Genomic DNA, 25,236 nt, shown 5'->3' with positions numbered 1-25,236 from the left:
CCGCGCGGGAGCGCGACCGCAACGCACTCCGAGTGACGCTCAGTCGGTATCGGTCGACGCTGCAGAGACGGCCACGAGGTCGACGTCACGACGCAGCGCGGCCGGGAGCGCCGAGACCGCGACGAGCGCGACGAACCCACTGATCAGCTTGTCGGACAGCGAGGTCAGCATGTTGGAGAACCCGAGAGCGACCAGGAAGCTGTCGATCGAGTCGTCGACGAGGTTCGTGATGACGTCGTGTCCGCTGCGCAGGTCGTGGCCGTAGACGGCCACGATCACCGGCACGGCGATGATCGAGCACACCAGTGCGGTGATGATGTTGAGCCCGAAGAAGCGAGGCAGGGTCCGGCCCAGCCGCCAGCGGCGTACGCCGTACCCCCACACGAGCGCCCCGGCGACGTTGACCAGTCCGAACGGAAGCGAGTCCCATCCGCTGCCGATGATGCCGGCGATGTTGGTGGCGGCCCCGACGCCGGCGCCGCGCCACGGTCCCAGGGCGATCGCCGCGATCGCCGTGCCGACCATGTCGAGGTAGACCGGCAGCTCGAAGAAGTCGACGAACTCCCGTCCGGCGAGGTTGACCGCCAGGCACCCGAGGATCAGCAGGGCCAGCTGACCACGCGGCGGGGCCTGCGGGCCGTCCTCGGCCGCGAGCGGCGGCTCCGGCGCAGGCGCGTCCTCCCGGGGCCGGAGGCTCTCCTGGACCCACGTGTCCACGACCGCCGGGTCCTCCCCCAGCGCTCGGACCAGCTCGCGCACGAGCTGGACGTTGATCCGGGTGCGGCCGTAGCGGAAGGCGTCGTGGACGCTGGAGCGGGCGATCCGGGCGCTGTGCACGTCCTGGCCGTCGGCGAGCCGCTGGTCGACGACGAGCTGCGCGATGGCGGCGTACGACGGGCTGCCGGAGCGTTCGCGCAGATCGTGCAGCCGGCTGATCAGGTGGTCCCAGCGTCCGTCGTGGCCGGGCGCGCCGGTGTTCCGCTCGACCGGCACGACGAGACCTCCCGCTGGACTCAACCGGCCCGCCCCCGTAGCGGACCGCGGAGCATCCTACTGCGGCGGGCGTCGGGTCGTGACGCCGAAGGTGACGCGGCCCTCCCCCGTCGTCGGGCCGCGTCACCTGGGTCTAGGCAACCAAGAGTTCGGCGTCTCCGGGCGCGTTTCGAGGCGAGTCGGACGATCTTGGACAGAACTTGGACGCGCGGAGCCCGGTTGCTGACGTGTCAGTGCCAGTTGCTGACCCACACGTCGCGCGGCGCCGGATCGCCGGTCCCGGTCTCGAGCATCTTCTTCAGGCTCATCAAGAAGACGGCCCACTTGCTGCTGCAGTGGTACATGAACTCCACGGGCTCCTTCCAGCCGGCGTGCTGGAACAGCACGATCGCGTGCTCGCCCTCCTGCTTGAGGTCGAACCGGATCTCGGTGCCGAGCCACTCCGGCTCGCCGTCCAGGACCTTCCAGCGGACCAGCTCGTCGGGCCGCGACTCGAGGACCCGCATGTCGAAGCCCTTCGAGTCCGGCGGGCCCTCGAAGCGGAACCGCACGACTCCCCCGACGCTCGGGTCGCCGGTCGTGTCCTCGGTCCACCAGCGTGAGAGCCCGTCGAGCGTGCTCACGGCGGCGTAGGCGTCCGCGACCGGTGCGGTCGCGCCGATGCGATGCAAGATGTCGACCATGGTGCTTCCTTCTCTCTCCTCGTGAGGTCGCGCGCCTGCTCCAGGGCAGGCTCGCGCCGCTCCACCACGGGCGTGGTGGAGCGATCGGGGCAGGCGCTCAGCCCTCCTGGCCGGCGTCCCGGGTGCGCTGGATCGTCTCGGCGATGCCCTTGACCCGCGCCAGGCGCGCATCCCAGGCCGCGCCGACCGACGCCAGCTGGGCGACCGCCCGGGCGAGCTGGGCGGCGTCCACGTCGTAGCGGCGCTCGCGTCCCGACGGGGTGCCGTGCACCAGCCCGACGCGGTCGAGCACCCCGAGGTGCTTGGCGACGGCCTGCCGGGTCACGGGCAGGCGGGCACTCAGCGTGGTGGCGGTGCCGCCGCCCTCGGCGAGCAGCAGGTCGAGCAGCTGGCGCCGGGTCGGGTCGCCGACCGCGGACCAGAGGTCGTCGTCGATGGCAGGCACGCTCATCGACCTGCTCCCACCCGGGCGGCGTAGGCGACGAGCCGCGGGAGGAAGTGGTCCCAGCCGCGGACGTGGTCGGCGTACAGCTCTTCGAGCACGGCGGCCTCCCAGCCGAGCTCGCGGTAGCCGGTCTCGGAGAACCGGAGCAGGGTGCCACTGCCGGACGGGACCAGGTCGAAGGCGACCAGCAGCGACGTGGCGGCGGTCGCCGGTTCACCCTCGCCGTGGATCCAGCGGAACGAGAACCGGTGCGGCGGATCGGCCTCGACCACAGCGATCGGCGCGACGTGCGCCGGGTCCGCCTCGTCGCCGAACCGGATGACTCCCGTCCCGCCCGGCACCGGGTCGAGCTCGGCGTCGTCGGGCCACCACTCGCGCAGGTGCTCGGGCCGGCTCACGACCTCGTAGACCACGTCCGGCGTCGCGTCGATGTGGATCTCGCGGGTGATCGTGCCGGTCTCGACCGCGCTCCCCTGCCGTGCCTGCTCCATGCCGGTCTCCTTCGATATGCAACCGTTGGTTGCACTCTAGGTGCCCGCAGGGTTTTACGCAACTATCGGTTGCGCGACGCTCCGGTGTACGCCGCCAGGTGCTGGCCGGTGAGCGTGGAGCCGTCGGCGACCAGGCCGGCGGGCGTGCCCTCGAACACCACGCGGCCGCCGTCGTGGCCGGCGCCGGGACCGAGGTCGATGATCCAGTCGGCGTGCGCCATCACGGCCTGGTGGTGCTCGATGACGATCACCGACCGGCCGGAGTCGACCAGGCGGTCGAGCAGGCCGAGCAGCTGCTCGACGTCGGCCAGGTGCAGCCCGGTGGTGGGCTCGTCGAGGACATAGACCTCGCCCTTGTCGGCCATCTGCGCGGCGAGCTTGAGGCGCTGCCGCTCGCCCCCGGAGAGGGTCGTGAGCGGCTGACCCAGGCTGACGTAGCCCAGCCCGACGTCGGCGAGCCGCTCGAGGACCTTGCGGGCCGCAGGCGTCGCCGCGTCGCCCTCGCTGAAGAACGCCAGCGCCTCGGACACCGGCATCGCGAGCACCTCGCTGATGTCCTTGCCGCCGAAGGTGTACTCGAGGACGGCCGGCTGGAACCGCTTGCCCTCGCAGTCCTCGCACGGCGACTCCACGGTCGCCATCACACCCAGCTCGGTGAAGATCACGCCCGCGCCGTTGCAGGTCGGGCAGGCCCCCTCGGAGTTGGCGCTGAACAGCGCGGGCTTGACGCCGTTGGCCTTCGCGAACGCCTTGCGGATCGGGTCGAGCAGCCCCGTGTACGTCGCCGGGTTGCTGCGGCGTGAGCCCTTGATCGCGCCCTGGTCGACGACGACCACCCCGTCGCGGTTGGCGACCGAGCCCTGCACCAGCGAGCTCTTGCCCGAGCCGGCTACGCCGGTGAGCACGCACAGCACCCCGAGCGGGATGTCGACGTCGACGTCCTGCAGGTTGTGGGTCGAGGCGCCGCGGACCTCGAGCGCGCCGGTCGCCGAGCGCACCTCGGCCTTCAGCGAGGCACGGTCGTCGAGGTGGCGTCCGGTGAGCGTCGGGGCGCCGCGCAGCTCGTCGTACGTGCCCTCGAAGACGATCTCTCCCCCCGCGCTGCCGGCGCCGGGACCGAGGTCGACGACGTGGTCGGCGATCGCGATGGTCTCGGGTTTGTGCTCGACGACGAGCACGGTGTTGCCCTTGTCGCGCAGCTGGAGCAGCAACCGGTTCATCCGCTCGATGTCGTGCGGGTGGAGCCCGATCGTCGGCTCGTCGAAGACGTAGGTGACGTCGGTCAGCGAGGAACCGAGGTGGCGGATCATCTTGGTCCGCTGAGCCTCTCCCCCGGACAGCGTGCCGGCGGGCCGGTCCAGCGAGAGGTAGCCCAGCCCGATCTCGGCGAAGGAGTCGAGCAGGTGCTGCAGGCCCGCGAGCAGCGGCGCCACGGACGGCTCGTCGAGCCCGCGCACCCAGGCCGCGAGGTCGGTGATCTGCATCCGGCACAGGTCCGCGATGTTGACCCCGGCGATCTTCGAGGAGCGCGCCTCGGCGCTGAGCCGGGTGCCGTCGCAGTCAGGGCACGTCGTGAACGTGATCGCGCGCTCCACGAACGCCCGGATGTGGGGCTGCATCGCCTCGACGTCCTTGGAGAGCATCGACTTCTGGATCTGCGGGATCAGGCCGAGGTAGGTCAGGTTGATCCCGTCGACCTTGATCTTCGTGGCCTCCTTGTAGAGGAGGTCGTCGAGCTCCTTCTTGGAGTACTTCCCGATCGGCTTGTCGGGGTCGAACCAGCCGCAGCCGCGGAAGATCCGGCCGTACCAGCCCTCCATGCTGTAGCCCGGGATCGTGATCGCGCCCTCGTTGAGCGACAGCGACTCGTCGTAGAGGGCGGTGAGGTCGAAGTCGGAGACCGATCCCATGCCCTCGCAGCGCGGGCACATGCCGCCGAGGTAGACGGCCTTGCGCACCACGTTGCGCTCGACGCGGCCGCCCTTCTCGGTGCTCATCACGCCGCTGGCGGTGCGGGTCGGGACGTTGAACGAGAACGCCGTCGGCCCGCCGATGTGCGGCTCACCGAGCCTGCTGAACAGGATGCGCAGCATCGCGAAGGCGTCGGTCGCGGTGCCGACGGTCGAGCGCGGGTTGGCGCCCATCCGCTCCTGGTCGACGATGATCGCGGTCGTGAGGCCCTCGAGCACGTCGACGTCGGGGCGGGTCAGCGAGGGCATGAAGCCCTGGAGGAACGCGCTGTAGGTCTCGTTGATCAGGCGCTGGGACTCGGCCGCGATCGTGTCGAAGACCAGGGAGCTCTTCCCCGACCCGGACACGCCGGTGAACACCGTCAGGCGGCGCTTGGGGATCTCGACCTGGACGTCCTTGAGGTTGTTCACCCGGGCGCCGTGCACGCGGATCATCTCGTGGCTGTCAGCGGCGCTGTGCCTATCGGCTGCGCGGGGGGCGGTGGGGGACGTCGGCATCGGTCTCCTCGGGTCGTGGGCGGCGAGGTACGTCGGTCAGTCGGCCTGGCGGATCCGGACCATGTTGCCCGCGGGGTCGCGGAAGGCGCAGTCGCGCACGCCGTACGGCTGGTCGGTCGGCTCCTGGACCACCTCGACGTCGGTGGCCTGGACCCGGTCGAAGGTGCCGTCGAGGTCCTTGGTGGCGAGCATGATCCAGCCGTAGGTGCCCTTGGCCATCATCTCCGCGATCGTGCGGCGCTCGTCCTCGGTGATGCCGGGGTCGGCGGTGGGCGGCGCGAGGAGCACGCACGTCTCGGGCTGACCGACCGGTCCGACCGTGATCCAGCGCATGGTGCCGGTGCCGACGTCGCTGCGGACCTCGAAGCCGAGGACGTCGCGGTAGAACGCCAGGGACTCCTCCGGCTCGACGTGCGGCAGGACGGTCGTGTGGATGGTGAGGTCGTTGGTGCCGGCGTTGGTGCCGGCGTTGGTGGAGGTCATGACGGTCAGGCTAGGTGCGTTCGCGCCGCCGGTGCTTCTCGATTCCTGATCGGTCTGGTGACCTGCTTGACCACGCACGACGGCATCCCCTCACCGGAGGGAGCGGGCCGCGCCGTCTGCTCGCGGTAGGTGCTGGGTGGGACCCCGACGAGCTCGGTGAAGCGGGTGCTGAACGTGCCGAGCGAGGAGCAGCCGACCGCGAAGCAGACCTCGGTGACGCTCAGGTCGCCGCGCCGGAGCAGCGCCATGGCCCGCTCGATGCGGCGGGTCATGAGGTAGCGGTACGGCGACTCGCCGTACGCGAGCTTGAACTGCCGGCTCAGGTGCCCGGCCGACATGTTGACGCCCCGGGCGAGGGCCTCGACGTCCAGCGGCTGGGCGTACTCGCGGTCCATCCGGTCGCGCACCCGCCGCAGCCGCGCGAGGTCGCGCAGGTCGGGTCGGCCGGCCGGTCCGATCGTCACCCCGTGATCGTGCCACACGGGTCGGGGCCGGTCTTCCCTTCAGTCGGCGGACCGGCTGCCGATGGTCACAGGTATCCGGGGGCGCGCCGGGGCCTCCTCGGAGAGGAGACCCCGAGCCACCCGGGACGATGTGGGAGGGACACCGCCATGTGGGACACCGTTGAGGACACGGTCGCTGCCAGCGCCGAGCACCTGTCGCACGACCGCCCGTGCCCGCACTGCGGGCACGCGCTGCACGTCTACCTGGCGTGCGACGGCTGCGACTGCGTGCCCCGGTCGAGCCGGGCTGCCTGAGGCCGCCGCGAGCCCACCCCTGGCCCATCGGGGTCACCGGCGCATGGTCCGTCCGGGTGGTTCGCTGCGATCCACGTCACAGTCATCCCGGTCCGTCCCTACCGTCGACAGCCTGGGCCGGCACGACCGACCACGCCGCCGGAGCTTCCGTCGAGGTTCTCCACAGGTGCGGCGCGGCGTGGTCGTCCGGACCGCGCTGGGGGGCACCATCGAAGGTACGAGAGGAGGTAGAGCCATGTGGGACACCGTTCAGACCAACACCGTGCATCTCTCGCACGACAGGCCGTGCCCGCAGTGCGGGCACGCCCTCCACACCTACCTAGCGTGCGGAGACTCCTGCGACTGCGAGCCGGTGCGAGCAGGCCGCTACGCCGAGCTCGCGCTCGTGTGACCGGGCCGAGCCGACCGCTCGCCTCCTGACCCCCCACCCGGTGCGGTCGGTGCGGCGCCCCTGCGTGCATCCGTGCGCAGGCGCCTCACCCGACCGGGTCGACGGTCGCCACCCGCCTGAGCACCGGGAGTTCCGGGCGACCGTCGACCTCACCGGCGACCCACCACAGGCGCATGCCCGACGACCCGAGCTCGAGGATCGCGAGGTTGTTGTCGTACCACGGCCCCTGGGTCACACCCCAGCGGACCGGCTCGAGCGGCACGCGCCCGGCGAGCGACAGCAGTCGGCCGGCCGCGCCGGAGGGACGCTTCGACATCACCCGCATGAACCCGCGCATCACCGGCGGCAGCGGGTTGCGGATCGGTGAGCAGACGGCCTGCAGGATCCGGCTCGCGACCTGGCCGGTGCGTGGCCAGGCCTCCGCGACGTAGCTGTGGTGCACGTCGCCGGACAGGAACGTGATCGTCCTCGGCGCCCGGCCACGCCGGCCGCCCGCCACCTCCAGCACGATCTCGGCGACGTCGCGGAAGCCCTGCTGGAACGCCGCCCAGTGCTCGAGGTCGGCCGCCGTGCGGGCGGTCTCCCCCAGGCGCTTCCCCGGCCGACCCCAGGCACCCTCGGCGATGGCCTCGCTGAACGACTCGATGTGGTGCAGGCCCGGTGCGAGCAGGAACGGCAGCGAGGTGCCGATGAGCAGGTGGTCGACGTCGCCGCGCAACCGGGAGTCGAGCCACATGAGCTCGCCCTCGTCGAGCATCGAGCGCTTGTCGGGCTCCAGCACGCGGGCCGCGCGCGAGTCGACGACGACCAGGCGGCCTTGGGTGTCGAAGTCCCGGGCGTAGCTCCATCGGTAGGTCTCGGGGTGCTGGTCGGCGCGGTCGGCGAGCGCGTCCAGGGCGTCGGTGACATCGAGCTCCTGCTGCCCGTCGTCACCGCCGCCGTACGCCGCGATCCGCTTCCAGAGCTCGTCGGCGGCGCGCTCCTCGGGGTCGAGGTTGCCCAGGTGCTGGTAGACCCAGTACGACGCGAGGCCGCCCACGACCCGGTCGTGCCACCACGTCGTCGACTCCATCTGCCGGCGCCACGACCAGCTGGTGTTCCAGTCGTCGCGGATGTCGTGGTCGTCGAAGATCATCGCGCTCGGCAGTGTCGAGAGCAGCCACCGGTTGGCCGGGTCGCGCCAGGCCAGCGAGTAGAGGTGGGCGTACTCCTCGTAGTCCTTCAGCTCCCACCAGGGGGCCTGCTCGGGGTCGCGGCGCTGCGCGATGAACGCGCGCATCTCGTCGCTCGTCTCGTCGGCGTACACCTGGTCCCCGAGGAAGAGCACCAGGTCGGGCCAGCGCTCGCTGTCCTCGGGCGAGTCGGCGGTGGTGATGCCGGCCATGAAGAGGGAGTAGGCGCGCAGCGCGTCGACCCCGAACTCCGCGTTGCCGTGCTCGTCGTGGGAGACGCTGACCCGGCACGACCCGAACGCCATCCGCAGCGGCTTGCCGGGCTGGAGGGTCGGGATCACCGAGGGCGGGAAGTCCGCGAAGTCCGGGTCGTCGGGCGGCCAGACGCGCGACTCGTCGAGGTCGACCGTGTACGGCGTCGTGGAGCCGGGCTCGAGGCCGGTCAGCTCGACCAGGGCGTAGTGGTGGCCGTGTGCGGCGAACGTGCGGGCACTCGCGCGATGGCCGCCGGCGGAGACGGTGACGACGGCCGCGCGGGCGGTCTCGACCCAGATCGTGGCGGACGTGGCGTCGACGTACCTGAGCAAGGGGCCGAGCACCAGATCCGACATGGATCAGAACCTAATACCCTGTCGCCCATGGCGACTCCTGTGCAGCGCACCTCCCACGTCCCGACCACCTCCGCAGCGCCCTCCGCGACGGCGACCGCTCCCGTCGAGCCGGTGCCTGTCGTCGCCCCCTTCGGGTGGGTCCTCGCGATCGCCGGGGCGGTCGGGATCCTGCTGGCCACCTGGCTGGTCTACCCGCTCGATGACGACGGCATGTGGGCCGGCTACCGCGGGAGCGCCCTCGGCACGGTCGCGCTCATCGGCGCCATGTGGCTGCGCAGCTCGCTGCCCGCGAAGCCCGCGATCGGCCTGATCGGGCTCAGCGGCGTGCTGCTCGTGCTGTTCGGTGCCTTCCTCGACAACCCGCACCGGGTGCTCGTGAGCGAGCTGTCCGCCGGCGCGGTGCTGCTGCTCGCCGCCGGCCTGCTGGCGGCCGGCTCCTCGCGGCGCTGACTCGCGCCGCCGCACCGGGCGCCGGGCTCAGGGCTCGATGAGGACCTTGATCGCCCGGCGCTCGTCCATCGCGCGGTAGCCCTCGGCGACCTGGTCGAGCGGCAGGGTCTGGTCGAAGACCAGGCCGGGCTCGATCCGGCCGCTGAGCACGAGCTCGAGCAGCTCGGGCACGTAGCGACGGGTCGGCGCCATGCCGCCGGCGAGGCCCACGTTGCGCTGGAACATCCGGCGCACCGGGAGCTCGATGCCGTGCGGGACGCCGACGAACCCGACCATGGATCCCGGTCGGGCGATCGCGAACGCCGAGCGCATGGCGTCGTCGGTGCCGACGCACTCGAGCACGGCGTCGGCCCCCACTCCCCCGGTGATCTCCATGACGGCCGCGGCGCCCTCCTTGCCGCGCTCGGCCACGACGTGGGTGGCACCGAAGCGACGGGCGAGCTCCTGCCGTGGCTCGTGGCGCGACATGGCGACGATCGTCTCGGCGCCCATGACCGAGGCCGCGAGCACGCCGCACAGCCCGACCGCGCCGTCGCCGACCACGACCGCCGTACCGCCCTCGCGGACGCCGGCGGAGACGGCCGCGTGCCAGCCGGTCGGCATCACGTCGGAGAGCGTGAGGATCGAGGGCAGCAGGGCCGCGTCGGGCATGCCGTCGGTCGTGACGAGGCTGCCGTCGGCCTGCGTCACGCGGGCGTACTCGGCCTGGCCGCTCTCGGTGAAGCCGAGGTTGGTGCAGGCGGACTGGGCGCCGGCGAGGCAGTGCGGGCAGGTGTTGTCGCAGTGGTCGAACGGCACGATGACGAAGTCACCGGGCCGGAAGGAGCGCACGTCGGCGCCCACCTCCTCGACCACACCGACGCACTCGTGGCCGATGGTGTCGCCGGGCGTGATGTCGTTCTCGCCGCGGTAGGGCCACAGGTCGGACCCGCAGATGCAGCCTGCGACCACGCGGACGATCGCGTCGGTGGGGGCTTCGATGACGGGGTCGGGGACCTCGGAGACGCGGATGTCGCGGGGGCCGTGGATCGTCGTGGCGCGCATGCAGGCATCCTCTCAGGGCCCCCCTGAGCGGGGCCCGACACCCCGGCGCCCGGGTTTGTGGTCTTATCTCATATGTGAGTTACCGTGGCGGTATGAGTGAGGGATACAAGAACCGCATCGGGAACCTCATCCGCGACGCCCGCAAGCACCGGGGCCTGACCCAGCACCAGCTCGCGGACCTTCTCGGCACCAGCCAGAGCGCGATCAACCGCATCGAGAAGGGGCACCAGAACCTCTCCCTGGAGATGCTCGCCCGCATCGGCGCGGCCCTCGACTCCGAGATCGTCGCCCTGGGCGCCGGACCGACGCACCTGCGCGTCAGCGGGCCGACGACGCTGACCGGCGAGATCACGGTCAAGACCTCCAAGAACGCCGGCGTCGCGCTGCTGTGCGCCACCCTCCTCAACCGCGGCCGCACCACGCTGCGCAAGGTTGCGCGCATCGAGGAGGTCAACCGCCTGCTCGAGGTGCTGACCAGCATGGGCGTGCAGTGCCGCTGGCTCAACGACGACAACGACCTGGAGATCGTGCCCCCCAAGGAGCTCGACCTCGACCACATCGACGCCGACTCCGCCCGGCGGACGCGCTCGATCATCATGTTCCTCGGTCCGCTGCTGCACCGCTCCGACGTCTTCGAGCTGCCGTACGCCGGCGGGTGCGACCTCGGCACCCGCACGGTCGAGCCGCACATGGCTGCCCTGCGTCCGTTCGGCCTCGAGGTCAAGGCGACCGAGGGCAGCTACCACGCCGGCGTCAACCGCGCCATCGAGCCGCAGCGCCCGATCGTGCTGACCGAGCGCGGCGACACCGTCACCGAGAACGCCCTGATGGCGGCCGCGCTGCACCCCGGCACCACCGTGATCCGCAACGCCTCGTCCAACTACATGGTCCAGGACCTGTGCTTCTACCTCGAGCGGCTCGGCGTCGAGATCGAGGGCATCGGCACGACCACGCTCACGGTGACGGGCCTGTCCGACATCGACGTCGACGTCGACTACGCCCCGAGCGAGGACCCCATCGAGGCGATGTCGCTGCTGGCGGCCGCGATCGTCACCAAGTCCTCGATCACGATCCGGCGGGTGCCGATCGAGTTCCTCGAGATCGAGCTCGCGCTGCTCGAGGAGATGGGCTTCGTCTACGAGCGCTCCCCGGAGTACGTCGCGCTCAACGGGCACACGCGGCTGGTCGACATCACGACCCGGCCCTCGGAGCTGCACGCCCCGCTGGACAAGATCCACCCGATGCCGTTCCCGGGCCTCAACATCGACAACCTGCCGTTCTTCGCGGTCATCGCGGCCGTCGCCGAGGGCCAGACGCTGCTGCACGACTGGGTCTACGAGAACCGGGCGATCTACCTGACCGACCTCAACAAGCTCGGCGCCAAGGTCAAGCTGCTCGACCCGCACCGCGTGATGATCGAGGGCCCGACGAGCTTCACCGGCACCGAGCTGGTCTGCCCGCCGGCGCTGCGCCCGGCCGTGGTGATCCTGCTCGCGATGCTCGCCTCCAAGGGCACCTCGGTGCTGCGGTCGACGTACGTCATCCACCGCGGCTACGAGGACCTCGCCGAGCGTCTCAACCAGCTCGGCGCGACCATCGAGACCTTCCGGGACATCTGAGCACTCGACGTCGGCTCCTGGCGTGCGGCGGGCTCGCCGCGCGCCGGGGGTCGTTGCGGTTTGGTCACCAACGACAGGTGGGAGCGCTCCCGGACTGCGGTTGGTGACCAAACGACGTCCCCTCAGACAGACCGGGGCGTCGGCCTCAGTCGAAGAGCGTCTCCACCCACGCCCGCGGGGCAGGCTTGCCGACGGGCGGGGCGGCCATGTCGGCGGTGATCCGCGGCATCGGGGCGGTGTGCTGGCCGGCGTGACGGTGCCAGTCGCCCTCGGCCTCGATGAGGGCGCCGAGGTCGGCGCGGGCCAGGAAGACGCCGTGGCCGTCGGGACACTGGTTGATCGCGCCCTCCCCCAGCGACGAGCTCAGCGTGCGCGTGACCATCTCGGAGCCACAACGGGGACAGGTCAAGGTCTCCATGCAACGACGCTACCGCCCGTCGCGCCCGACGTGCGCGACCCCGTCGGGTTTACTGCTCTGCGTGGTCATGCCGCGCACCGGATTCAGCTACCTCGACGACCCCGGCCCCGTGCTGGCCTTCGCCCACCGTGGCGGCGCCTACCACCCCGAGATCGAGGGCCTCGAGAACACGATGGCCGCCTTCCGGCACGCCGTCGAGCTCGGGTACGACTTCCTCGAGACCGACGTGCACGTCACCCGCGACGGCGTGCTGCTGGCGTTCCACGACACCGTCCTGGACCGGGTGACCGACCATCGAGGCGAGATCGGCGACCTCACGCACGCCGAGGTACGCCGGGCACTCGTGCGCGGCCGCGAGTCGGTGCCCACGCTGGCCGAGCTCTTCGACGCCTTCCCGCACGCCCGGTTCAACATCGACCTCAAGTCCGACGGCGCGGTCGCGGCACTCGCCGAGTTCATCGAGGCACGTGAGGCGTGGGACCGGGTGCTGGTGGCCTCGTTCTCGCGCCGGCGGATGGCCCGGTTCCGGGCCCTCACGCGGGGCCGCGTGCCCACCTCGGCCACGCCGGCGGAGATCCTGGCGTTCCGGTTCCTGCCGAGCGGACGGCTCGCGGCGCTGATCAGTCGGGCCCGGTTCGCCGCGCTCCAGGTGCCCCACCACCGGGGCCGGGTCACGATCGCGACCGGGGGCCTCGTCCGCCGGGCCCACGCGGCCGGACGCCACGTCCACGTGTGGACGATCGACGACCCCGACGAGATGCGGTCCCTGCTCGACCGGGGCGTCGACGGGATCTTCACCGACCGCACCGACATACTCAAGGCCGTCCTCATCGACCGGGCCCAGTGGCGGCCCGACGGAGGGAGCTGACATGACGGCGACCGGCGTGGCCGACCTGGGGCCGCTACGGCGGGCCCGGGAGCAGAAGGCCTGGTACTGGTACGACTGGGCCAACAGCGCCTACGTCACGACCACGGCCGCGGTGCTGTTCGCGCCGTACCTGACCTCGGTGGCCGAGAAGGCCGCCTGCGGCTTCGCGACCGACGACGACGAGGGCCTCAAGTGCACGACGGACCTGCACGTCCTCGGGCTGGGCGTGTCGGCGGGCTCCCTGGTCTTCTACATCGTCACCGCCGCGACGATCCTCTCCGCGTTCGTGCTGCCCGTGGTCGGGGCGGTCGCCGACCGCAGCAGCCACAAGCCGCGGCTGCTCGGTGGCTTCGCCTGGACCGGCAGCGCGATGGCGATGGCGATGTTCCTGGTGGCCGGGTCCCACTGGCAGCTGGGCGCGGTCCTGCTGCTCCTCGCCACCCTGTTCCTGGGCGCCAGCCTGGTCGTGTACGACGCGCTGCTGGTCGAGATCGCCGACCCCGACGACCGCGACCGGGTCTCGTCTCGGGGCTGGGCGCTCGGGTACCTCGGTGGCGGCCTGCTGCTCGCGCTCAACTTCGGGCTGCTCACCGTGCTGAGCGACCACACCGAGCTCGCGGTGCGCATCAGCCTGCTCAGCGCGGGCGTGTGGTGGGCGGTGTTCACGATCATCCCGGTCCGCGGCATCCGCTCGCGCCCACCCGTGAACGTCGTCACCGAGCCCGGCGGCCTGCTGCAGGCCAGCTTCGGGCAGCTGTGGCGCACGCTGAAGGACCTGCGCCGCTACCCCGTCACGCTGACGTTCCTGCTCGCATACCTGTTCTACAACGACGGCATCCAGACGGTGATCTACGCCGCTTCGGTGTACGGGGAGAAGCAGCTCGGCTTCGAGAAGAGCACGGTGCTGCTCGCCTTCCTCGTGGTGCAGTTCGTCGGCATCCTCGGCGCACTGTGGTTCGGCCGGGTGGCCCGGGGGCGCGGCGCCTACCGGGTGATCCTGGGCGGTCTGTTCGTGTGGCTGCTGGTGGTCGTGGCCGGCTGGCTCACCCCCGACGACAACCTCCCGCTGTTCCTGCTGCTCGCGGTGGGGATCGGCATCGTCCTGGGCGGCACCCAGGCATTGTCGAGGTCCTTCTTCAGCCAGCTGATCCCGCGTGGGCGTGAGGCCGAGTACTTCTCGCTCTACCAGGCCTGCGAGCGTGGCACGAGCTGGATCGGCACGCTGATCTTCGGCCTGGTCCACCAGTGGACCGACTCCTACCGCCCCGCGCTCCTGGCTCTCGTGGTGCTGTTCGTGGTCGGCATCGGGCTGCTGATGCGCGTCGACCCGCGCCGCGGCATCGCCGAGGCCGGCAACCCCCTCCCCCGGGTCGTCTGAGCCTCCCCACGCGTGGCGGCGTGTCGTGCGGGTCTCGGCTGCCAGCAGCCGATCCCCGCAGCCGGCCGACCCCCGTGTGAGCACGCGCACGTTCGCGATTCCCGGAATGATCACCACCCCGGTACCGTTGAACGGGTTGAGACGTCGACCCGCTGGGTACATGTAAGCCCGGAGTCCGGTGTCACGAACACCGGAGTTCGTCCGTCTCGGTCAACGCACGGGGGAACAAGGATTCGGGAGGTGGCTCATGGCGGAGCGCACGCTGCGTGGAGCGCGACTGGGGGGCCAGAGTTTCGAGGACGAGCGCGGCATCGAGTTCGCGGCTCGTCAGCAGGTCGGTTACCGGTGCCCGCAGGGGCACGACTTCGAGATCACGATGTCGGTCGAGGCCGACGTCCCCGCGGTGTGGGAGTGCCCGCGTTGTGGTGCTGAGGCGCTGAGCGTCTCCGGCATCCAGCCCGAGGCCAAGGCCGAGAAGCCGGCCCGCACCCACTGGGACATGCTGCTCGAGCGGCGCTCGGAGAAGGAGCTCGAGGACATCCTCAAGGAGCGGCTCCAGCTGCTCCGCGACGGTGAGATCGGCCCGGCCCACCTGCACCGCGCCAACCAGAAGAAGAAGCGCGCATCGGCCTGAGCGGCCCGCGTCAGCGGCCTGCTACTCGTCGACGACCTCGCCCCGGACGACCGGACCCTCGGGTCCACGTCCGGGGCGAGTCACGTCCAGGACGACGCGGCGCGCCACCAGCGCCGCGAGGAGCCGGCGGAACACCGGACGCGTGATCGGCAGGATCACCAGCACACCGAACGCGTCGGTGACGAACCCCGGCGCCAGCATCAAGGTGCCCCCGACCAGGATCAACGCCCCGTCGGCGAGCTCGCGGGCAGGCATCCGGCCGCTGCCGAGCGCCTCGCGCAGCGCCCGCCAGGCGCGCGACCCCTCGTGCCGGATCAGCATCGTGCCCAGGATGCTGTCGAGCAGGAGCAGCAGGATCGTCCACCACGCGCCGATGACCTGGCCGACCTGCACGAGCACGTAGATCTCGAGCAGCGGCATCCCGATGAACAGGGCCACCAGGACCAGGGCGACCAGGCGGCGTCTTCTCATCGTCGGCCCCAGGCCCGGCGGACCTGCGCGGTGCGCTCCCGGAGCCCCCACGCGGTGATCCGCTTGAGCGACTCGGTGGCGACGGCGCCGCTCATCTTCGAGTCGCCGCGGACCCGCTCGACGAACTCGATGGGCACCTCGCGCACGGTCAGACCGGCAGCGAGGGTCCGCGCCACCATGTCGGTCTGGAACACGTAGCCGGTGGACTCCACCGAGTCCAGGTCGATCTTCTCCAGCGTCGTGCGCCGGAACACCCGGAACCCGGCCGTCGCGTCGCGGACGGCGACCCCGAGCAGCACCCGGACGTAGAGGTTGCCGCCCCGCGAGAGCAGCTCGCGGCGCCGCGGCCAGTTCACCACCGATCCACCCGGCACCCAGCGCGAGCCGATGACGAGGTCGGCGTCGCCGAGCGCGTCGAGCAGGCGGTGGAGCTGCTCGGGCTGGTGGGACCCGTCGGCGTCCATCTCGCCGATCACGTCGTACCCGGCGTCGAGCGCCACCCGGAAGCCGTGCAGGTACGCCGCGCCCAGCCCGGCCTTGGCGGTGCGGTGCAGCACCGAGACCGCAGGGTCGCCGGCGGCGAGCTCGTCGGCGATCTCGCCGGTGCCGTCGGGCGAGCCGTCGTCGACGACCAGCACGTCGACGTCGGGTCGGGCCGTGCGCAGGCGCCCGACGATCCAGGCCAGGTTGCTCGCCTCGTTGTAGGTCGGGATCACCATGACGACCCGGCCGAGGCCTTCGGCGCTGTGCTGACTCGGCCGGTCACTCACCTTCGGTATGCCCTCCACTCGCGGCTGGGGCCGCGACCGCGTGGTCGGTGCCCGCGCGGCCCTCCTCGGCGCGCTGCCGGTTCTCCTTCCGACGATACGGGAGTCTCCCCGACCCGAGGGTGACCAGCAGGCCAACGGCGGTGAGCGCGATGCAGAAGCGCCCGGTCCAGGCGCCCAGCCGCACGGCCGGGGTGACCGCGTCGACGAGCCCGACCCGCTCGACCAGCACCTGCTGCGTCCGCGGGGCTGCGCTGGACACGACGTCGCCGTCGGGGGCGATGATCCCCGAGACGCCGTTGGTGGAGGCGACCGCGAGCCATCGCCCGGTCTCGATGGCACGCAGCCGGGTGATGGCGAACTGCTGGTCGATCTGGTCGGTGTGGATGAACGTCGCGTTGCTGGTCTGGACGGTGAGCAGCTGGGCACCGCGGCTGACCTGGGCGTAGATCCCGTCGTCGTACGCGACGTCGAAGCAGATCGCGTCGGCCACCTCGGTGCCCGCGACCCGCAGCGGCGTCTCACGGGTGCCGCTGAGCATGTCGCGCGGGATCTCGGCCAGCCGGCCGAACTGTCGGGTGAAGAACTCCCGCGCCGGGATGTACTCGCCGAACGGCACGGGATGCCGCTTGGTGTACCGGTCCCCCGCGCCGGTGACCGGGTCCCACACGATGCCCTGGTTGAGGACGTGCTCGGGGCCGGCGTCGACGATCGCGCCCACCATGATCGGCACGCCGATGGCGGCGCTGGCCGCGCGGATGCCGGCGTTGGTCTGGGCGTCGCGGAACGGGTCGATGGCGGTGGAGTTCTCCGGCCACAGCACGAGGTCGGGGCGATCGACCGTGCCGGCCTCGACGTCGCGGGCGAGCTGCACGGTGACGTCGACCTGGTTCTGTGTCACCTGGCGGAAGTCGTAGAGGATGTCGTCGCCGTTGCCGGGCACATCGCCCTGCACGGCGGCGACGGTCAGCTGACCCGTGGTGTCGGCCTCCCAGGGCAGTGCCACCGGGAGCGCCAGGAGGGCCACCAGCCCGACCAGCGCCCCGGCCGCCCACCGCCGCTCGCGACCTCGGGCGATCGCCAACCACGCGAGCAGCGTGCCGCTGAGCGCGAGCAGGAGACTGACGCCGACCGACCCGACCCACGGAAGGGCGTCGGCGACCGGGGTGTCGACGACGGCGAAGGCGAGGCGTCCCCAGGGCATCCCACTGAACGGCCAGCCGCTGCGCCAGACCTCGATCGCGACCCAGCCCGCGGCCACCCACAGCGGCCACCAGCGGTGCCGGACCAGCATCGCGGTCGCCGAGCCGAGCAGCCCGAGGAACGCCGCCTCGACGCTCGCCAGGGCCAGCCAGGCGTCGACGCCGACCGCGCGCATCCAGAAGAGCAGGACGTACTGGAAGGCGAGCCCGAAGACCAGCCCGGGCAACCAGGCGATCCGAGCGCGCAGCCCGCGGACCGCCAGGACGTAGCCGGCGATCGCAAACGGGATGACCACCGGAGCGGCGACCGGCTCGAACGCCACCGAGAGCAGCGCGCCCGACAACAGCGCGAGGAGGAGGCGGACGGGCACGTGACGAACGTACCGGTCCGACCCCCGCCGGACCGGCTCAACCCCCGACTCTGCAGATCACGGAAGGGAGCCGCACCCTTCGGACCAGCACGACCCGACTGGCTGCCGAGAACGTGACTGTTGTCTAGGGGACACGGGTCCCTTCCGTATCAGCCCTCGCGGAGCGGACCGACCTCCGCGAACCAGGGTGGACGGATGGTTGGCGCTGCCATCCTCCGACCCGGCCACTCGGACGTCGGTCCGCCTGCCACGATCTGCATGGGCGGACGGCCCACACACTGGAGCGCGAGGTGCACGGCTGTCAACCGCCCGATGACCTGGAAGAACACGCGAATCCGCAGGTCACGGGACCCGTGCCGTGGCGGAAAATCTCGCAGATTTCGAAACGTCGTCGGCGTGTCGCGGCGCGACGCGCCGACGAGCGCGGCCTCGGCGGTCGGGTCAGCCCGGGACCACCACCGTTCCCGTCGCGGTCGTCGCGAGCAGCGGCTCCGGGAGCAGCTCGGCGGCACCGGGTCGCTCGGGCGTCGCCGCGCCCCGCGCCACGACGTGCACGGCGAGCTCGAGGACCCGCGAGCGGGTGCCGACGCGGACGAGGTCGCAGGTGATCTCGAGGACGTCGCCGGCGCGCACGGGCTCGCGGAACTGGACGTCGGCGTAGGAGGCGAACAGCCCCTCGTCGCCGTCGGTGCGGATGCACATCTCGGTCGCGACGTCCCCGAACAGCCCCAGGCTGTAAGCGCCGTCGACCAGGTTGCCGGCGTAGTGGGCGTGGGAGTAGGGGACGTACCGACGGTGCACCACGCGGGTGCCGACCTCGGGCGTGCGACGGGGACTGGTCATGCGGCGACTCCCTTGCGGGCCAGGCGGTGGACGAGGAAGGACGCGACCTCGGCAGGGGTGGTGCCCCGCACGAAGACGCGGTCGACGCCGAGCTCGACGGCCATGGACTCATCGAAGCGCGGTCCGCCGACGACGAGCAGCGGGCGCCGGTCCGAGGGGTAGGCCTCGCGGAACGCCGCTGACATCTCGCGGGTGTTGAGCAGGTGGGCGTCGCGCTGGGTGACGACCTGGGAGACCAGGACCGCGTCGGCCTTCTCGGCCCGGGCGCGCTCGACCAGCTGCGGGACCGAGACCTGGGCGCCGAGGTTGACCACCTTGAGCTCGCGGTAGTACTCCAGGCCCTTCTCCCCCGCGAACCCCTTGATGTTGAGGATCGCGTCGATGCCGACGGTGTGGGCGTCGGTGCCGATGCAGCCGCCGACCACGACCAGGCGGCGGCGCAGCGCGCGCTTGACGGCTGCGTTGACCTCCTTGGGCGTCAGCAACGGGTAGTCGCGCTCGACCACGGTGACGGCGCTCGTGTCCACGAGGTGGTGGACACGCCCGTAGACGACGAAGAACGTGAAGTCGGGGCCCATCGGCTTGGCGTGGACGACCAGCGCCGGGTCCATGCCCATCTTCTGGGCCAGCTGGGCGGCGGCACCCTCGGCCAGCTTGAGGTTCTGGCCCTCGCCGTTGACCGGCAGCGTGAAGCTCAGCTGCACCATGCCGTCGCCGGTGGTGTCGCCGTACGGGCGGATGACGCTCACTTCTCCTCCAGGAGGTCCGAGGCCGGGTTGTAGTACGCCGCGGACTTGCGGGCGACACCGTCGAGTCCCTTGCCGGCGTCGGCGGGCCGCTTCATCAGGCCGAAGGTGCCGTCGGCGATCGCGTCCAGCAACGTGTCGTCGACGATGCGGTCGAGCAGGTCGATCGACTCCGCCAGCACCTGCCGGGCCCGTTGCACGATGAACCCCTCGGGCTCGGGCCGGAAGTCCTGGTGCAGGTTGCCGGCGGCGTTCATGACGTACCGGACGTTCTGGAGGGCGAGGTCGCGGTCGGAGAGCCACGGCGTGACGACCGCCTCGGTCATCATGCCGACGAGCAGGATGCCCTGGCCGGTGAGTGCGCCGACGAGGTTGAAGAAGCCGTCCAGCAGGTAGCCGCGGAAGACGTCGCCGGTCATGTGCCGGGTGGGGGGCATCCACTTCAAGGGGGCCTTCGGGAACAGCTCGCGCGCCAGCAGGGCGTGGGCGAGCTCGAGCCGGAAGGAGTCCGGCACCTCCGGGTCGATCTCGAACGCGTGACCCAGGCCGAGCTGCCAGTCCTCGAGACCTGCCTCCTTGGCGAAGTACTCGTTGAGCAGTTGACTGGTGGTGACCGTGTGGGCCGCCTCGACGGCGTCGGCCGTGGTGAGGTAGTTGTCCTCACCGGTGTTGATGATGATGCCCGCCCGCGCGTGCACCTGGCGGCTGAACCGCTGGTCGACGAACGTGCGCACCGGGTTGATGTCGCGGAAGAGGATCCCGTACATGGAGTCGTTGAGCATCATGTCCAGACGCTCCATGCCGGCCAGCGCCGCGATCTCCGGCATGCACAGGCCCGAGGCGTAGTTGGTCAGGCGCACGTAACGGCCGAGCTCCTTGCTGGACTCGTCGAGCGCGGCCCGCATCAGCCGGAAGTTCTCCTGCGTGGCGTAGGTGCCGGCGAACCCTTCGCGCGTCGCGCCCTCGGGCACGAAGTCGAGCAGGCTCTGGCCGGTGGAGCGGATCACCGCGATGACGTCCGCCCCCGCGCGGGCCGCGGCCTGGGCCTGCGGGATGTCCTCGTAGATGTCACCGGTCGCCACGATCAGGTAGACCCACGGGGTGCGCGGCGCGTCGCCGTACCGGCGGATCAGCCGGTCGCGCTCGGCGCGTCGCCGGTCGATCAGGCGGATGCCGCGCTGCACCTGCGTGCGCGAGGCGCGGCGGGCGCGCTCGGCGTCCTTGCCCTCGGGGAGGCGGAAGCGCACCGAACCGGCGGACGCCTTCTCGGCGAGCATCGCCAGGTCGTCGGCCTCACCACGGAGCAGGGCGTCCCAGACCGGCAGCGCGACACCATGCGACAGGCCGCCGTCCTCGTGGAGGTCTGCGCGGACCGCGTCGAGGAGGCGGTTGACCCACGGCGTGCCGTCGGGGTCGGCGCCCTCGAGGCCGGCCAGGCGCAGCGTGGCCCGCTCCACGGCGACGGTGGTGTGCTTCTTGGCCATGGTCACGATGGGGCGGCCCGCCTTGCGCGCCAGCGCCCGGGCCTGCTTGACGGTGGCCGGGTCCAGACCCAGCTTGTCCGTGGGGTGCGTGCCGGTCATCCCATCCTCCTCTCGAACAGCTCGCGTACGCCGGGAGTCTCGCGCAGGAGCTCGAGCGCGTAGGCCGCGTGGCCGGGGGCGTAGCCGTTGCCGATCACCATGGTGACGTCGGCCGCCAGCCCCTCGGCGCCGAGCGCGGCGGCGGAGAACGAGGTCGCCATCGAGAAGAACACGACGGTGCCCCGGTCGGCGGTCGCGAGGATCGCGCCGCCCTCGCAGCCGGGGACGTCGACGCACACCACGGTGACGTCGGCGGGGCCACCGGCCGCGGCGACCGCGTCGCGCAACGCGATCGGGTCGCGGGCATCGGCGATGACCACCTCGTCGGCCAGACCGGCACCGCGCAGCAGCTCGGCCTCCGCGGCGTGGGGCACCACGCCGATGGTGCGCCTCGCGCCGGCCCGCCGCGCGGCCGCCAGGCTCAGGGATCCGGACTTGCCGGCGCCGCCGACCACGGCGACGACCGGGGCGTCGTAGGAGTCGACGACCCGTGCGGTCAGGGCGGGCGCGCCACACACGTCCATCACCGACAGGCTGAGCTCGGGGGCCAGGTCGTCGGGCAGCACCGCGGCGATCGAGCGGCCGAAGAGCACGGCGTACCCGTCACACGGGACCTGCTCCCCCAGTCCGTCCCAGCGAGCGAGGCCATCCTCGATGACCAGGGGGGTCAGGGTCAGCGACACGAGCGTGGCCACGCGGTCCCCGGGCGCGAGCCCGAGCGGCGAGTCGGGGCCGACCTCCTCGACCGTGCCGACGAGCATCCCGCCGGAGCCGGTCTCGGGGTTCTGCATCTTGCCGCGCCGGCCGACGATCTCGAGGACCTCGGCCCGGATCGCGTCGCCGTCGGCCGTGCCGTCGATGGAGTGCTTGCGCTCGAGCTGGCGGTAGGACGCCGCGTCGAGGTTGAGCCGCTCGACCCGCACCCGTACCTCGTCGGGCCACAGCTCGCGTCGGGTGTCGAGCCGCTCGGCGGCCTGGGGCAGCCGGGCGGCACCGCCGGGCAGCTCGTCCAGGACCCGGTGCAGACCGGTGGGATCACTGGCTCGGGGCGTCGGCACGGTTCGTCCTCCGATGAAATCAGGGTCAGACAGGAAATGATGCGGTGAGTCTTTGGACATACCGGATGATCTTCTCCTACTCTGGCAGACAAGGCGCGAGCACCACAACCGACGCGCCGCCGCCTCCGGACCCTCCACCGCCCCCGAGGAGCCCCCATGAGCATCGAGACCTCCGTCGCCCTCCGGGCCGACGAGCACGATGGCCAGCCCTACGCCTACCGGCGCACCGAGCTCGTCGAGCCGGACTGGACCCGCTTCCCCGGGTGGCGCGACGTCACGCGCGCTGAGTGGGAGTCCGTGCAGTGGCAGCGCGCGCACTGCGTGAAGAACCTCAAGCAGCTGCGTGAGCTGTGCGGCGACCTGCTCGACGAGCGGTTCTACGCCGACCTCGAGCGCGACCAGGCCGAGCGGGCCACCATGTCGATGCTCGTACCGCCGCAGATGATGAACACGATGGTCCCCGCGTTCGTGCCGTCCGGGCCGGGTTCGATGACCGAGGAGTTCTACGCCGACCCGGTGCGGCACTACATGATCCCGGTGTTCTCCGACCGGCGTACCGACTGGCCCTCCCACCCGCACGCGACCCGCGACTCGCTGCACGAGCACGACATGTGGGTGGCCGAGGGGCTGACCCACCGCTACCCCACCAAGGTGCTCGCCGAGCTGCTCCCGACCTGCCCGCAGTACTGCGGCCACTGCACCCGCATGGACCTGGTCGGCAACTCGACCCCGGTCATCGACAAGCTCAAGTTCGTCGCGAAGCCCACCGACCGGCTCGGCGACATGCTCGACTACCTGCGCCGGACCCCGCAGGTCCGCGACGTCGTGGTCTCCGGCGGGGACGTGGCGAACATGCCGTGGCCACGGCTCGAGGACTTCTTGACCCGGGTGCTCGAGATCGAGAACATCCGCGACATCCGGCTCGCCACCAAGGCACTGGTCGGCCTCCCCCAGCACTGGCTGCAGGACGACGTGCGTGCGGGCATGGCGCGGGTCGCGGGCGTCGCGCGCTCGCGCGGGGTCTCGATCGCGATCCACACCCACGCCAACCACGCGAACTCCATCACCCCGCTGGTGGCCCAGGCCGCCGGCGCGATGTTCGAGGCCGGCGTCCGCGACGTGCGCAACCAGGGCGTGCTGCTCAACGGCGTCAACGCCGACCCGCACGCGCTGCTCGACCTGTGCTTCCGGCTGCTCGACGGCGCCCAGGTCATGCCCTACTACTTCTACATGTGCGACATGATCCCGTTCTCGGAGCACTGGCGGGTCTCGGTCGCCGACGCCCAGCGGCTGCAGCACCACATCATGGGCTACCTGCCGGGCTTCGCGACGCCGCGGATCGTGTGCGACGTGCCGTTCGTGGGCAAGCGCTGGGTCCACCAGCTCGCCGACTACGACACCGAGCGTGGCATCTCCTACTGGACCAAGAACTACCGCACCTCGATCGAGAGCACCGACCCCGAGGCGCTGACCCGCACCTACGAGTACTACGACCCGATCCACACCCTCCCCGCCGCCGGTCAGGCGTGGTGGGCTGAGCACGCCAACGACTGAGCCGCCGCTCGGATCGTTGCGGTTTGGTCACCAACGACATCCCCGGACGCCGGATGCATGTCGTTGGTGACCAAACGACACGGTGTCCTCGCGGTCGGCCCGATCGGGCTCAGGTGACCGAGCGCCCCTCGTAGGGCGTGGACAGCACGATCGTGGTCCGCGTCGACACGTTGGCGGCCGCGCGGATGCGGGCCAGCAGGTCCTCCAGGTCGGTGGGAGTACCGACGCGCACCTTGAGGATGTAGGACTCGTCGCCGGCCACCGACCAGCACGACTCGATCTCACGGATGCCACGGACCCGCTCCGGCGAGTCGTCGGGCTGGGAGGGGTCGATCGGCCGGATCGAGATGAACGCCGTGAGCGGCAGTCCGAGCTGCTCGTGGTCGATGGTGGCGCCGTAGCCCTGGATCAGGCCGCGCCCCTCGAGCCGCTTGACCCGCTGGTGGACCGCCGAGGTCGACAGCCCGGTCGCCTTGCCGAGGTCGGTGAAGGACATCCGCCCGTCGTTCGCGAGGAGCTCGAGGATCTTGCGGTCGGTGCCTTCGAGTTCGGACTGGCTCACGCGGTCAGCGTAGCGGCGCGTGGCAGGATGCGGGTCGTGACCGACCGGCCCGGGCGCCTGATGCTCCTCGACTCCGCCTCGATGTACTTCCGTGCGTTCTACGGGGTCCCCGAGATCAAGGCTCCCGACGGTACGCCGGTCAACGCCGTGCGCGGCCTGGTCGACTTCATCGCCCGACTCGTCGGCGACTACCGACCGACCCACCTCGTCGCGTGCTGGGACAACGACTGGCGCCCGCAGTGGCGGGTCGACCTGCTGCCGTCGTACAAGGCGCACCGGGTCGAGGCCGAGCGCACCGGCGCGCCTGACGTCGAGGAGGTGCCCGACCCGCTCGAGGTCCAGGTGCCGATCATCCGCGAGGTCCTCGACGCGTTCGGGATCTGCGTCCTGGGCGCTGACGGCTACGAGGCCGACGACGTGATCGGGGCACTCGCCACCCAGGCCGACCAGGCCGTGGACATCGTGACCGGCGACCGCGACCTGTTCCAGCTCGTCGACGACGACGCCGAGGTCCGTGTGCTCTACATCGCCCGCGGGGTCGGCAGGCACGAGCGCGTGACGAACGAGTGGGTGCGCGAGAAGTACGGCATCGACGCGCACCAGTACGCCGACTTCGCCACCCTGCGCGGCGACGCCTCCGACGGCCTCCCAGGCGTCGCCGGCATCGGCGAGAAGACCGCGGCGACACTCCTCGGCCGGTTCGGCGACATCGCCGGCATCGTGGCCGCGGCCGCCGACCCCGACGCCGACCTGGCTCCCGGTCCCCGCGGCAAGATCAAGGCCGCGGCCGACTACCTCGCCGTCGCCCCGCAGGTCGTCGCCGTCGCCCGCGACCTCGACCTCGGCGCCGGCCCCGAGGACCTCCGGCTGCCCCCGGAGCCTCGTGACCTCCCCCGCGTCGCCGAGCTCGCCCACCGATGGGGACTCGAGAGCCCCGTCCAGCGCCTCACCACCGCCCTCGTCGGCGGCTGACGGCGCGAGACCCATGCCGTTTGGTCACCAACGGCAGGCCTCCGGGCCTGATGAATGTCGTTGGTGACCAAACGACATCGTTTCCACCCCCGGACCGGGTGGCGCCGTCGAGCCGACCGGCCGGCGCGGCCGGCTCAGCGCAGCATCTCGTCGACGACCAGCCGAGCGGCCGAGGGGCAGCCCTTGGTGAAGCCGTAGAAC

At 71.4% G+C, this 25,236-nt stretch carries 26 protein-coding genes; 8 read left to right on the top strand and 18 right to left on the bottom strand.

All coding sequences use genetic code 11. The features are described from left to right. Positions 1-39: 39 nt before the first annotated feature. The 7 genes from Q0L15_RS08770 to Q0L15_RS08740 form a co-directional block, all read right to left on the bottom strand. Positions 40-993 carry a hypothetical protein gene (locus tag Q0L15_RS08770; protein ID WP_296603697.1) on the bottom strand — a complete coding sequence of 318 codons (954 nt, stop codon included), beginning with the start codon at positions 991-993 and terminating at the stop codon, positions 40-42. A gap of 230 nt (positions 994-1,223) precedes the next feature. Further along, positions 1,224-1,676: an SRPBCC domain-containing protein gene (locus tag Q0L15_RS08765; RefSeq protein WP_296603696.1), complete on the bottom strand. Its 453-nt coding sequence runs from the start codon at positions 1,674-1,676 to the stop codon at positions 1,224-1,226. Between the two features lie 97 nt (positions 1,677-1,773). Beyond that, entirely contained in the window at positions 1,774-2,127 is a 354-nt protein-coding gene (locus Q0L15_RS08760) for a helix-turn-helix domain-containing protein (protein WP_296603695.1), read from the bottom strand. Further along, a complete protein-coding gene (locus Q0L15_RS08755) occupies positions 2,124-2,612 on the bottom strand; it encodes an SRPBCC family protein (RefSeq protein ID WP_296603694.1) in 489 nt (162 codons plus the stop codon). The genes Q0L15_RS08760 and Q0L15_RS08755 overlap by 4 nt, the downstream gene beginning before the upstream one ends. Before the next feature lie 62 nt (positions 2,613-2,674). Next, positions 2,675-5,017, bottom strand: a complete 2,343-nt coding sequence (locus Q0L15_RS08750) for an excinuclease ABC subunit UvrA (protein ID WP_296603693.1) — start codon at positions 5,015-5,017, stop codon at positions 2,675-2,677. A gap of 99 nt (positions 5,018-5,116) precedes the next feature. After that, a complete protein-coding gene (locus Q0L15_RS08745; RefSeq protein WP_296603692.1) occupies positions 5,117-5,563 on the bottom strand; it encodes a VOC family protein in 447 nt (148 codons plus the stop codon). Positions 5,564-5,568: 5 nt separating this feature from the next. Next, positions 5,569-5,958: a helix-turn-helix transcriptional regulator gene (locus Q0L15_RS08740; protein WP_296603729.1), complete on the bottom strand. Its 390-nt coding sequence runs from the start codon at positions 5,956-5,958 to the stop codon at positions 5,569-5,571. 216 nt (positions 5,959-6,174) lie between these two features. On the opposite strand from Q0L15_RS08740, the gene Q0L15_RS08735 reads away from it, so the two are divergent. Then, positions 6,175-6,321, top strand: coding sequence for a hypothetical protein (locus tag Q0L15_RS08735; RefSeq protein ID WP_296603691.1), 147 nt, complete (start codon positions 6,175-6,177; stop codon positions 6,319-6,321). Between the two features lie 476 nt (positions 6,322-6,797). Here the strand turns inward: Q0L15_RS08735 and Q0L15_RS08730 are convergent, their stop codons facing one another. Then, positions 6,798-8,495 carry an alkaline phosphatase D family protein gene (locus Q0L15_RS08730; RefSeq protein WP_296603689.1) on the bottom strand — a complete coding sequence of 566 codons (1,698 nt, stop codon included), beginning with the start codon at positions 8,493-8,495 and terminating at the stop codon, positions 6,798-6,800. A 27-nt stretch (positions 8,496-8,522) separates the two neighbouring features. Between Q0L15_RS08730 and Q0L15_RS08725 the strand changes: the two genes are divergently transcribed. Then, positions 8,523-8,945, top strand: a complete 423-nt coding sequence (locus Q0L15_RS08725) for a hypothetical protein (protein ID WP_296603687.1) — start codon at positions 8,523-8,525, stop codon at positions 8,943-8,945. A gap of 27 nt (positions 8,946-8,972) precedes the next feature. Here Q0L15_RS08725 and Q0L15_RS08720 read toward each other — a convergent pair whose 3' ends face one another. Beyond that, positions 8,973-9,989, bottom strand: coding sequence for a zinc-dependent alcohol dehydrogenase family protein (locus tag Q0L15_RS08720; RefSeq protein WP_296603685.1), 1,017 nt, complete (start codon positions 9,987-9,989; stop codon positions 8,973-8,975). Positions 9,990-10,081: 92 nt separating this feature from the next. On the opposite strand from Q0L15_RS08720, the gene Q0L15_RS08715 reads away from it, so the two are divergent. After that, positions 10,082-11,608 (top strand): UDP-N-acetylglucosamine 1-carboxyvinyltransferase, encoded by a 1,527-nt coding sequence (locus Q0L15_RS08715; RefSeq protein ID WP_296603684.1) that lies wholly within the window; start codon positions 10,082-10,084, stop codon positions 11,606-11,608. A gap of 145 nt (positions 11,609-11,753) precedes the next feature. Here the strand turns inward: Q0L15_RS08715 and Q0L15_RS08710 are convergent, their stop codons facing one another. Next, entirely contained in the window at positions 11,754-12,026 is a 273-nt protein-coding gene (locus tag Q0L15_RS08710; RefSeq protein WP_296603683.1) for a zf-TFIIB domain-containing protein, read from the bottom strand. A 67-nt stretch (positions 12,027-12,093) separates the two neighbouring features. Between Q0L15_RS08710 and Q0L15_RS08705 the strand changes: the two genes are divergently transcribed. The 3 genes from Q0L15_RS08705 to Q0L15_RS08695 all read left to right on the top strand — a co-directional run bounded on the left by Q0L15_RS08705 (position 12,094) and on the right by Q0L15_RS08695 (position 14,906). Next, positions 12,094-12,894, top strand: a complete 801-nt coding sequence (locus tag Q0L15_RS08705) for a glycerophosphodiester phosphodiesterase (protein ID WP_296603727.1) — start codon at positions 12,094-12,096, stop codon at positions 12,892-12,894. A 1-nt stretch (position 12,895) separates the two neighbouring features. Then, complete coding sequence (locus Q0L15_RS08700) at positions 12,896-14,272, top strand: MFS transporter (RefSeq protein WP_296603682.1); 1,377 nt, start codon at positions 12,896-12,898, stop codon at positions 14,270-14,272. A gap of 247 nt (positions 14,273-14,519) precedes the next feature. Next, complete coding sequence (locus tag Q0L15_RS08695; RefSeq protein WP_296603680.1) at positions 14,520-14,906, top strand: RNA polymerase-binding protein RbpA; 387 nt, start codon at positions 14,520-14,522, stop codon at positions 14,904-14,906. Positions 14,907-14,927: 21 nt separating this feature from the next. Here the strand turns inward: Q0L15_RS08695 and Q0L15_RS08690 are convergent, their stop codons facing one another. From Q0L15_RS08690 to Q0L15_RS08660, 7 genes are all read right to left on the bottom strand, one after another. Beyond that, entirely contained in the window at positions 14,928-15,377 is a 450-nt protein-coding gene (locus tag Q0L15_RS08690; protein ID WP_296603678.1) for an FxsA family protein, read from the bottom strand. After that, positions 15,374-16,096 carry a polyprenol monophosphomannose synthase gene (locus Q0L15_RS08685; protein ID WP_296603726.1) on the bottom strand — a complete coding sequence of 241 codons (723 nt, stop codon included), beginning with the start codon at positions 16,094-16,096 and terminating at the stop codon, positions 15,374-15,376. The genes Q0L15_RS08690 and Q0L15_RS08685 overlap by 4 nt, the downstream gene beginning before the upstream one ends. Before the next feature lie 43 nt (positions 16,097-16,139). Then, complete coding sequence (gene lnt, locus Q0L15_RS08680; RefSeq protein WP_296603677.1) at positions 16,140-17,717, bottom strand: apolipoprotein N-acyltransferase; 1,578 nt, start codon at positions 17,715-17,717, stop codon at positions 16,140-16,142. A gap of 441 nt (positions 17,718-18,158) precedes the next feature. After that, entirely contained in the window at positions 18,159-18,560 is a 402-nt protein-coding gene (locus Q0L15_RS08675) for a hotdog domain-containing protein (protein WP_296603675.1), read from the bottom strand. Then, positions 18,557-19,309: an OAM dimerization domain-containing protein gene (locus Q0L15_RS08670; RefSeq protein WP_296603673.1), complete on the bottom strand. Its 753-nt coding sequence runs from the start codon at positions 19,307-19,309 to the stop codon at positions 18,557-18,559. The genes Q0L15_RS08675 and Q0L15_RS08670 overlap by 4 nt, the downstream gene beginning before the upstream one ends. Continuing rightward, the gene (locus Q0L15_RS08665) at positions 19,306-20,889 is read right to left on the bottom strand and encodes a lysine 5,6-aminomutase subunit alpha (protein WP_296603672.1); all 1,584 of its coding nucleotides are present in this window, start codon (positions 20,887-20,889) and stop codon (positions 19,306-19,308) included. The genes Q0L15_RS08670 and Q0L15_RS08665 overlap by 4 nt, the downstream gene beginning before the upstream one ends. Next, the gene (locus Q0L15_RS08660; RefSeq protein ID WP_296603670.1) at positions 20,886-21,947 is read right to left on the bottom strand and encodes an L-erythro-3,5-diaminohexanoate dehydrogenase; all 1,062 of its coding nucleotides are present in this window, start codon (positions 21,945-21,947) and stop codon (positions 20,886-20,888) included. The genes Q0L15_RS08665 and Q0L15_RS08660 overlap by 4 nt, the downstream gene beginning before the upstream one ends. A 156-nt stretch (positions 21,948-22,103) precedes the next feature. On the opposite strand from Q0L15_RS08660, the gene Q0L15_RS08655 reads away from it, so the two are divergent. After that, entirely contained in the window at positions 22,104-23,501 is a 1,398-nt protein-coding gene (locus tag Q0L15_RS08655; RefSeq protein ID WP_296603668.1) for a lysine 2,3-aminomutase, read from the top strand. 109 nt (positions 23,502-23,610) lie between these two features. Here Q0L15_RS08655 and Q0L15_RS08650 read toward each other — a convergent pair whose 3' ends face one another. After that, the gene (locus Q0L15_RS08650) at positions 23,611-24,063 is read right to left on the bottom strand and encodes an Lrp/AsnC family transcriptional regulator (RefSeq protein WP_296603666.1); all 453 of its coding nucleotides are present in this window, start codon (positions 24,061-24,063) and stop codon (positions 23,611-23,613) included. Between the two features lie 60 nt (positions 24,064-24,123). Here Q0L15_RS08650 and Q0L15_RS08645 point away from each other — a divergent pair, with 60 nt between their 5' ends. Beyond that, on the top strand, positions 24,124-25,035 hold the full coding sequence (locus Q0L15_RS08645; protein WP_296603725.1) for a 5'-3' exonuclease H3TH domain-containing protein: 912 nt from the start codon (positions 24,124-24,126) through the stop codon (positions 25,033-25,035). The last annotated feature ends 201 nt before the right edge of the window (positions 25,036-25,236 follow it).

The organism is Nocardioides sp. (assembly GCF_024509035.1).
Classification (GTDB): Bacteria; Actinomycetota; Actinomycetes; order Propionibacteriales; family Nocardioidaceae; genus Nocardioides.
This window is presented reverse-complemented; position numbering and strand designations above follow the sequence as displayed.

Bases quoted from the DNA above. Each gene is read 5' to 3' on its own strand.
- Q0L15_RS08740 (WP_296603729.1), bottom strand. From the start codon at position 5,958: ATGGACCGCGAGTACGCCCAGCCGCTGGACGTCGAGGCCCTCGCCCGG.
- Q0L15_RS08695 (WP_296603680.1), top strand. From the start codon at position 14,520: ATGGCGGAGCGCACGCTGCGTGGAGCGCGACTGGGGGGCCAGAGTTTC.
- Q0L15_RS08655 (WP_296603668.1), top strand. From the start codon at position 22,104: ATGAGCATCGAGACCTCCGTCGCCCTCCGGGCCGACGAGCACGATGGC.
- Q0L15_RS08700 (WP_296603682.1), top strand. From the start codon at position 12,896: ATGACGGCGACCGGCGTGGCCGACCTGGGGCCGCTACGGCGGGCCCGG.
- Q0L15_RS08735 (WP_296603691.1), top strand. From the start codon at position 6,175: ATGTGGGACACCGTTGAGGACACGGTCGCTGCCAGCGCCGAGCACCTG.
- Q0L15_RS08755 (WP_296603694.1), bottom strand. From the start codon at position 2,612: ATGGAGCAGGCACGGCAGGGGAGCGCGGTCGAGACCGGCACGATCACC.
- Q0L15_RS08715 (WP_296603684.1), top strand. From the start codon at position 10,082: ATGAGTGAGGGATACAAGAACCGCATCGGGAACCTCATCCGCGACGCC.
- Q0L15_RS08750 (WP_296603693.1), bottom strand. From the start codon at position 5,017: ATGATCCGCGTGCACGGCGCCCGGGTGAACAACCTCAAGGACGTCCAG.
- Q0L15_RS08720 (WP_296603685.1), bottom strand. From the start codon at position 9,989: ATGCGCGCCACGACGATCCACGGCCCCCGCGACATCCGCGTCTCCGAG.
- Q0L15_RS08645 (WP_296603725.1), top strand. From the start codon at position 24,124: ATGCTCCTCGACTCCGCCTCGATGTACTTCCGTGCGTTCTACGGGGTC.
- Q0L15_RS08705 (WP_296603727.1), top strand. From the start codon at position 12,094: ATGCCGCGCACCGGATTCAGCTACCTCGACGACCCCGGCCCCGTGCTG.
- Q0L15_RS08685 (WP_296603726.1), bottom strand. From the start codon at position 16,096: ATGGTGATCCCGACCTACAACGAGGCGAGCAACCTGGCCTGGATCGTC.
- Q0L15_RS08710 (WP_296603683.1), bottom strand. From the start codon at position 12,026: ATGGAGACCTTGACCTGTCCCCGTTGTGGCTCCGAGATGGTCACGCGC.
- Q0L15_RS08665 (WP_296603672.1), bottom strand. From the start codon at position 20,889: ATGACCGGCACGCACCCCACGGACAAGCTGGGTCTGGACCCGGCCACC.
- Q0L15_RS08760 (WP_296603695.1), bottom strand. From the start codon at position 2,127: ATGAGCGTGCCTGCCATCGACGACGACCTCTGGTCCGCGGTCGGCGAC.
- Q0L15_RS08745 (WP_296603692.1), bottom strand. From the start codon at position 5,563: ATGACCTCCACCAACGCCGGCACCAACGCCGGCACCAACGACCTCACC.
- Q0L15_RS08725 (WP_296603687.1), top strand. From the start codon at position 8,523: ATGGCGACTCCTGTGCAGCGCACCTCCCACGTCCCGACCACCTCCGCA.
- Q0L15_RS08765 (WP_296603696.1), bottom strand. From the start codon at position 1,676: ATGGTCGACATCTTGCATCGCATCGGCGCGACCGCACCGGTCGCGGAC.
- Q0L15_RS08675 (WP_296603675.1), bottom strand. From the start codon at position 18,560: ATGACCAGTCCCCGTCGCACGCCCGAGGTCGGCACCCGCGTGGTGCAC.
- Q0L15_RS08730 (WP_296603689.1), bottom strand. From the start codon at position 8,495: ATGTCGGATCTGGTGCTCGGCCCCTTGCTCAGGTACGTCGACGCCACG.
- Q0L15_RS08690 (WP_296603678.1), bottom strand. From the start codon at position 15,377: ATGAGAAGACGCCGCCTGGTCGCCCTGGTCCTGGTGGCCCTGTTCATC.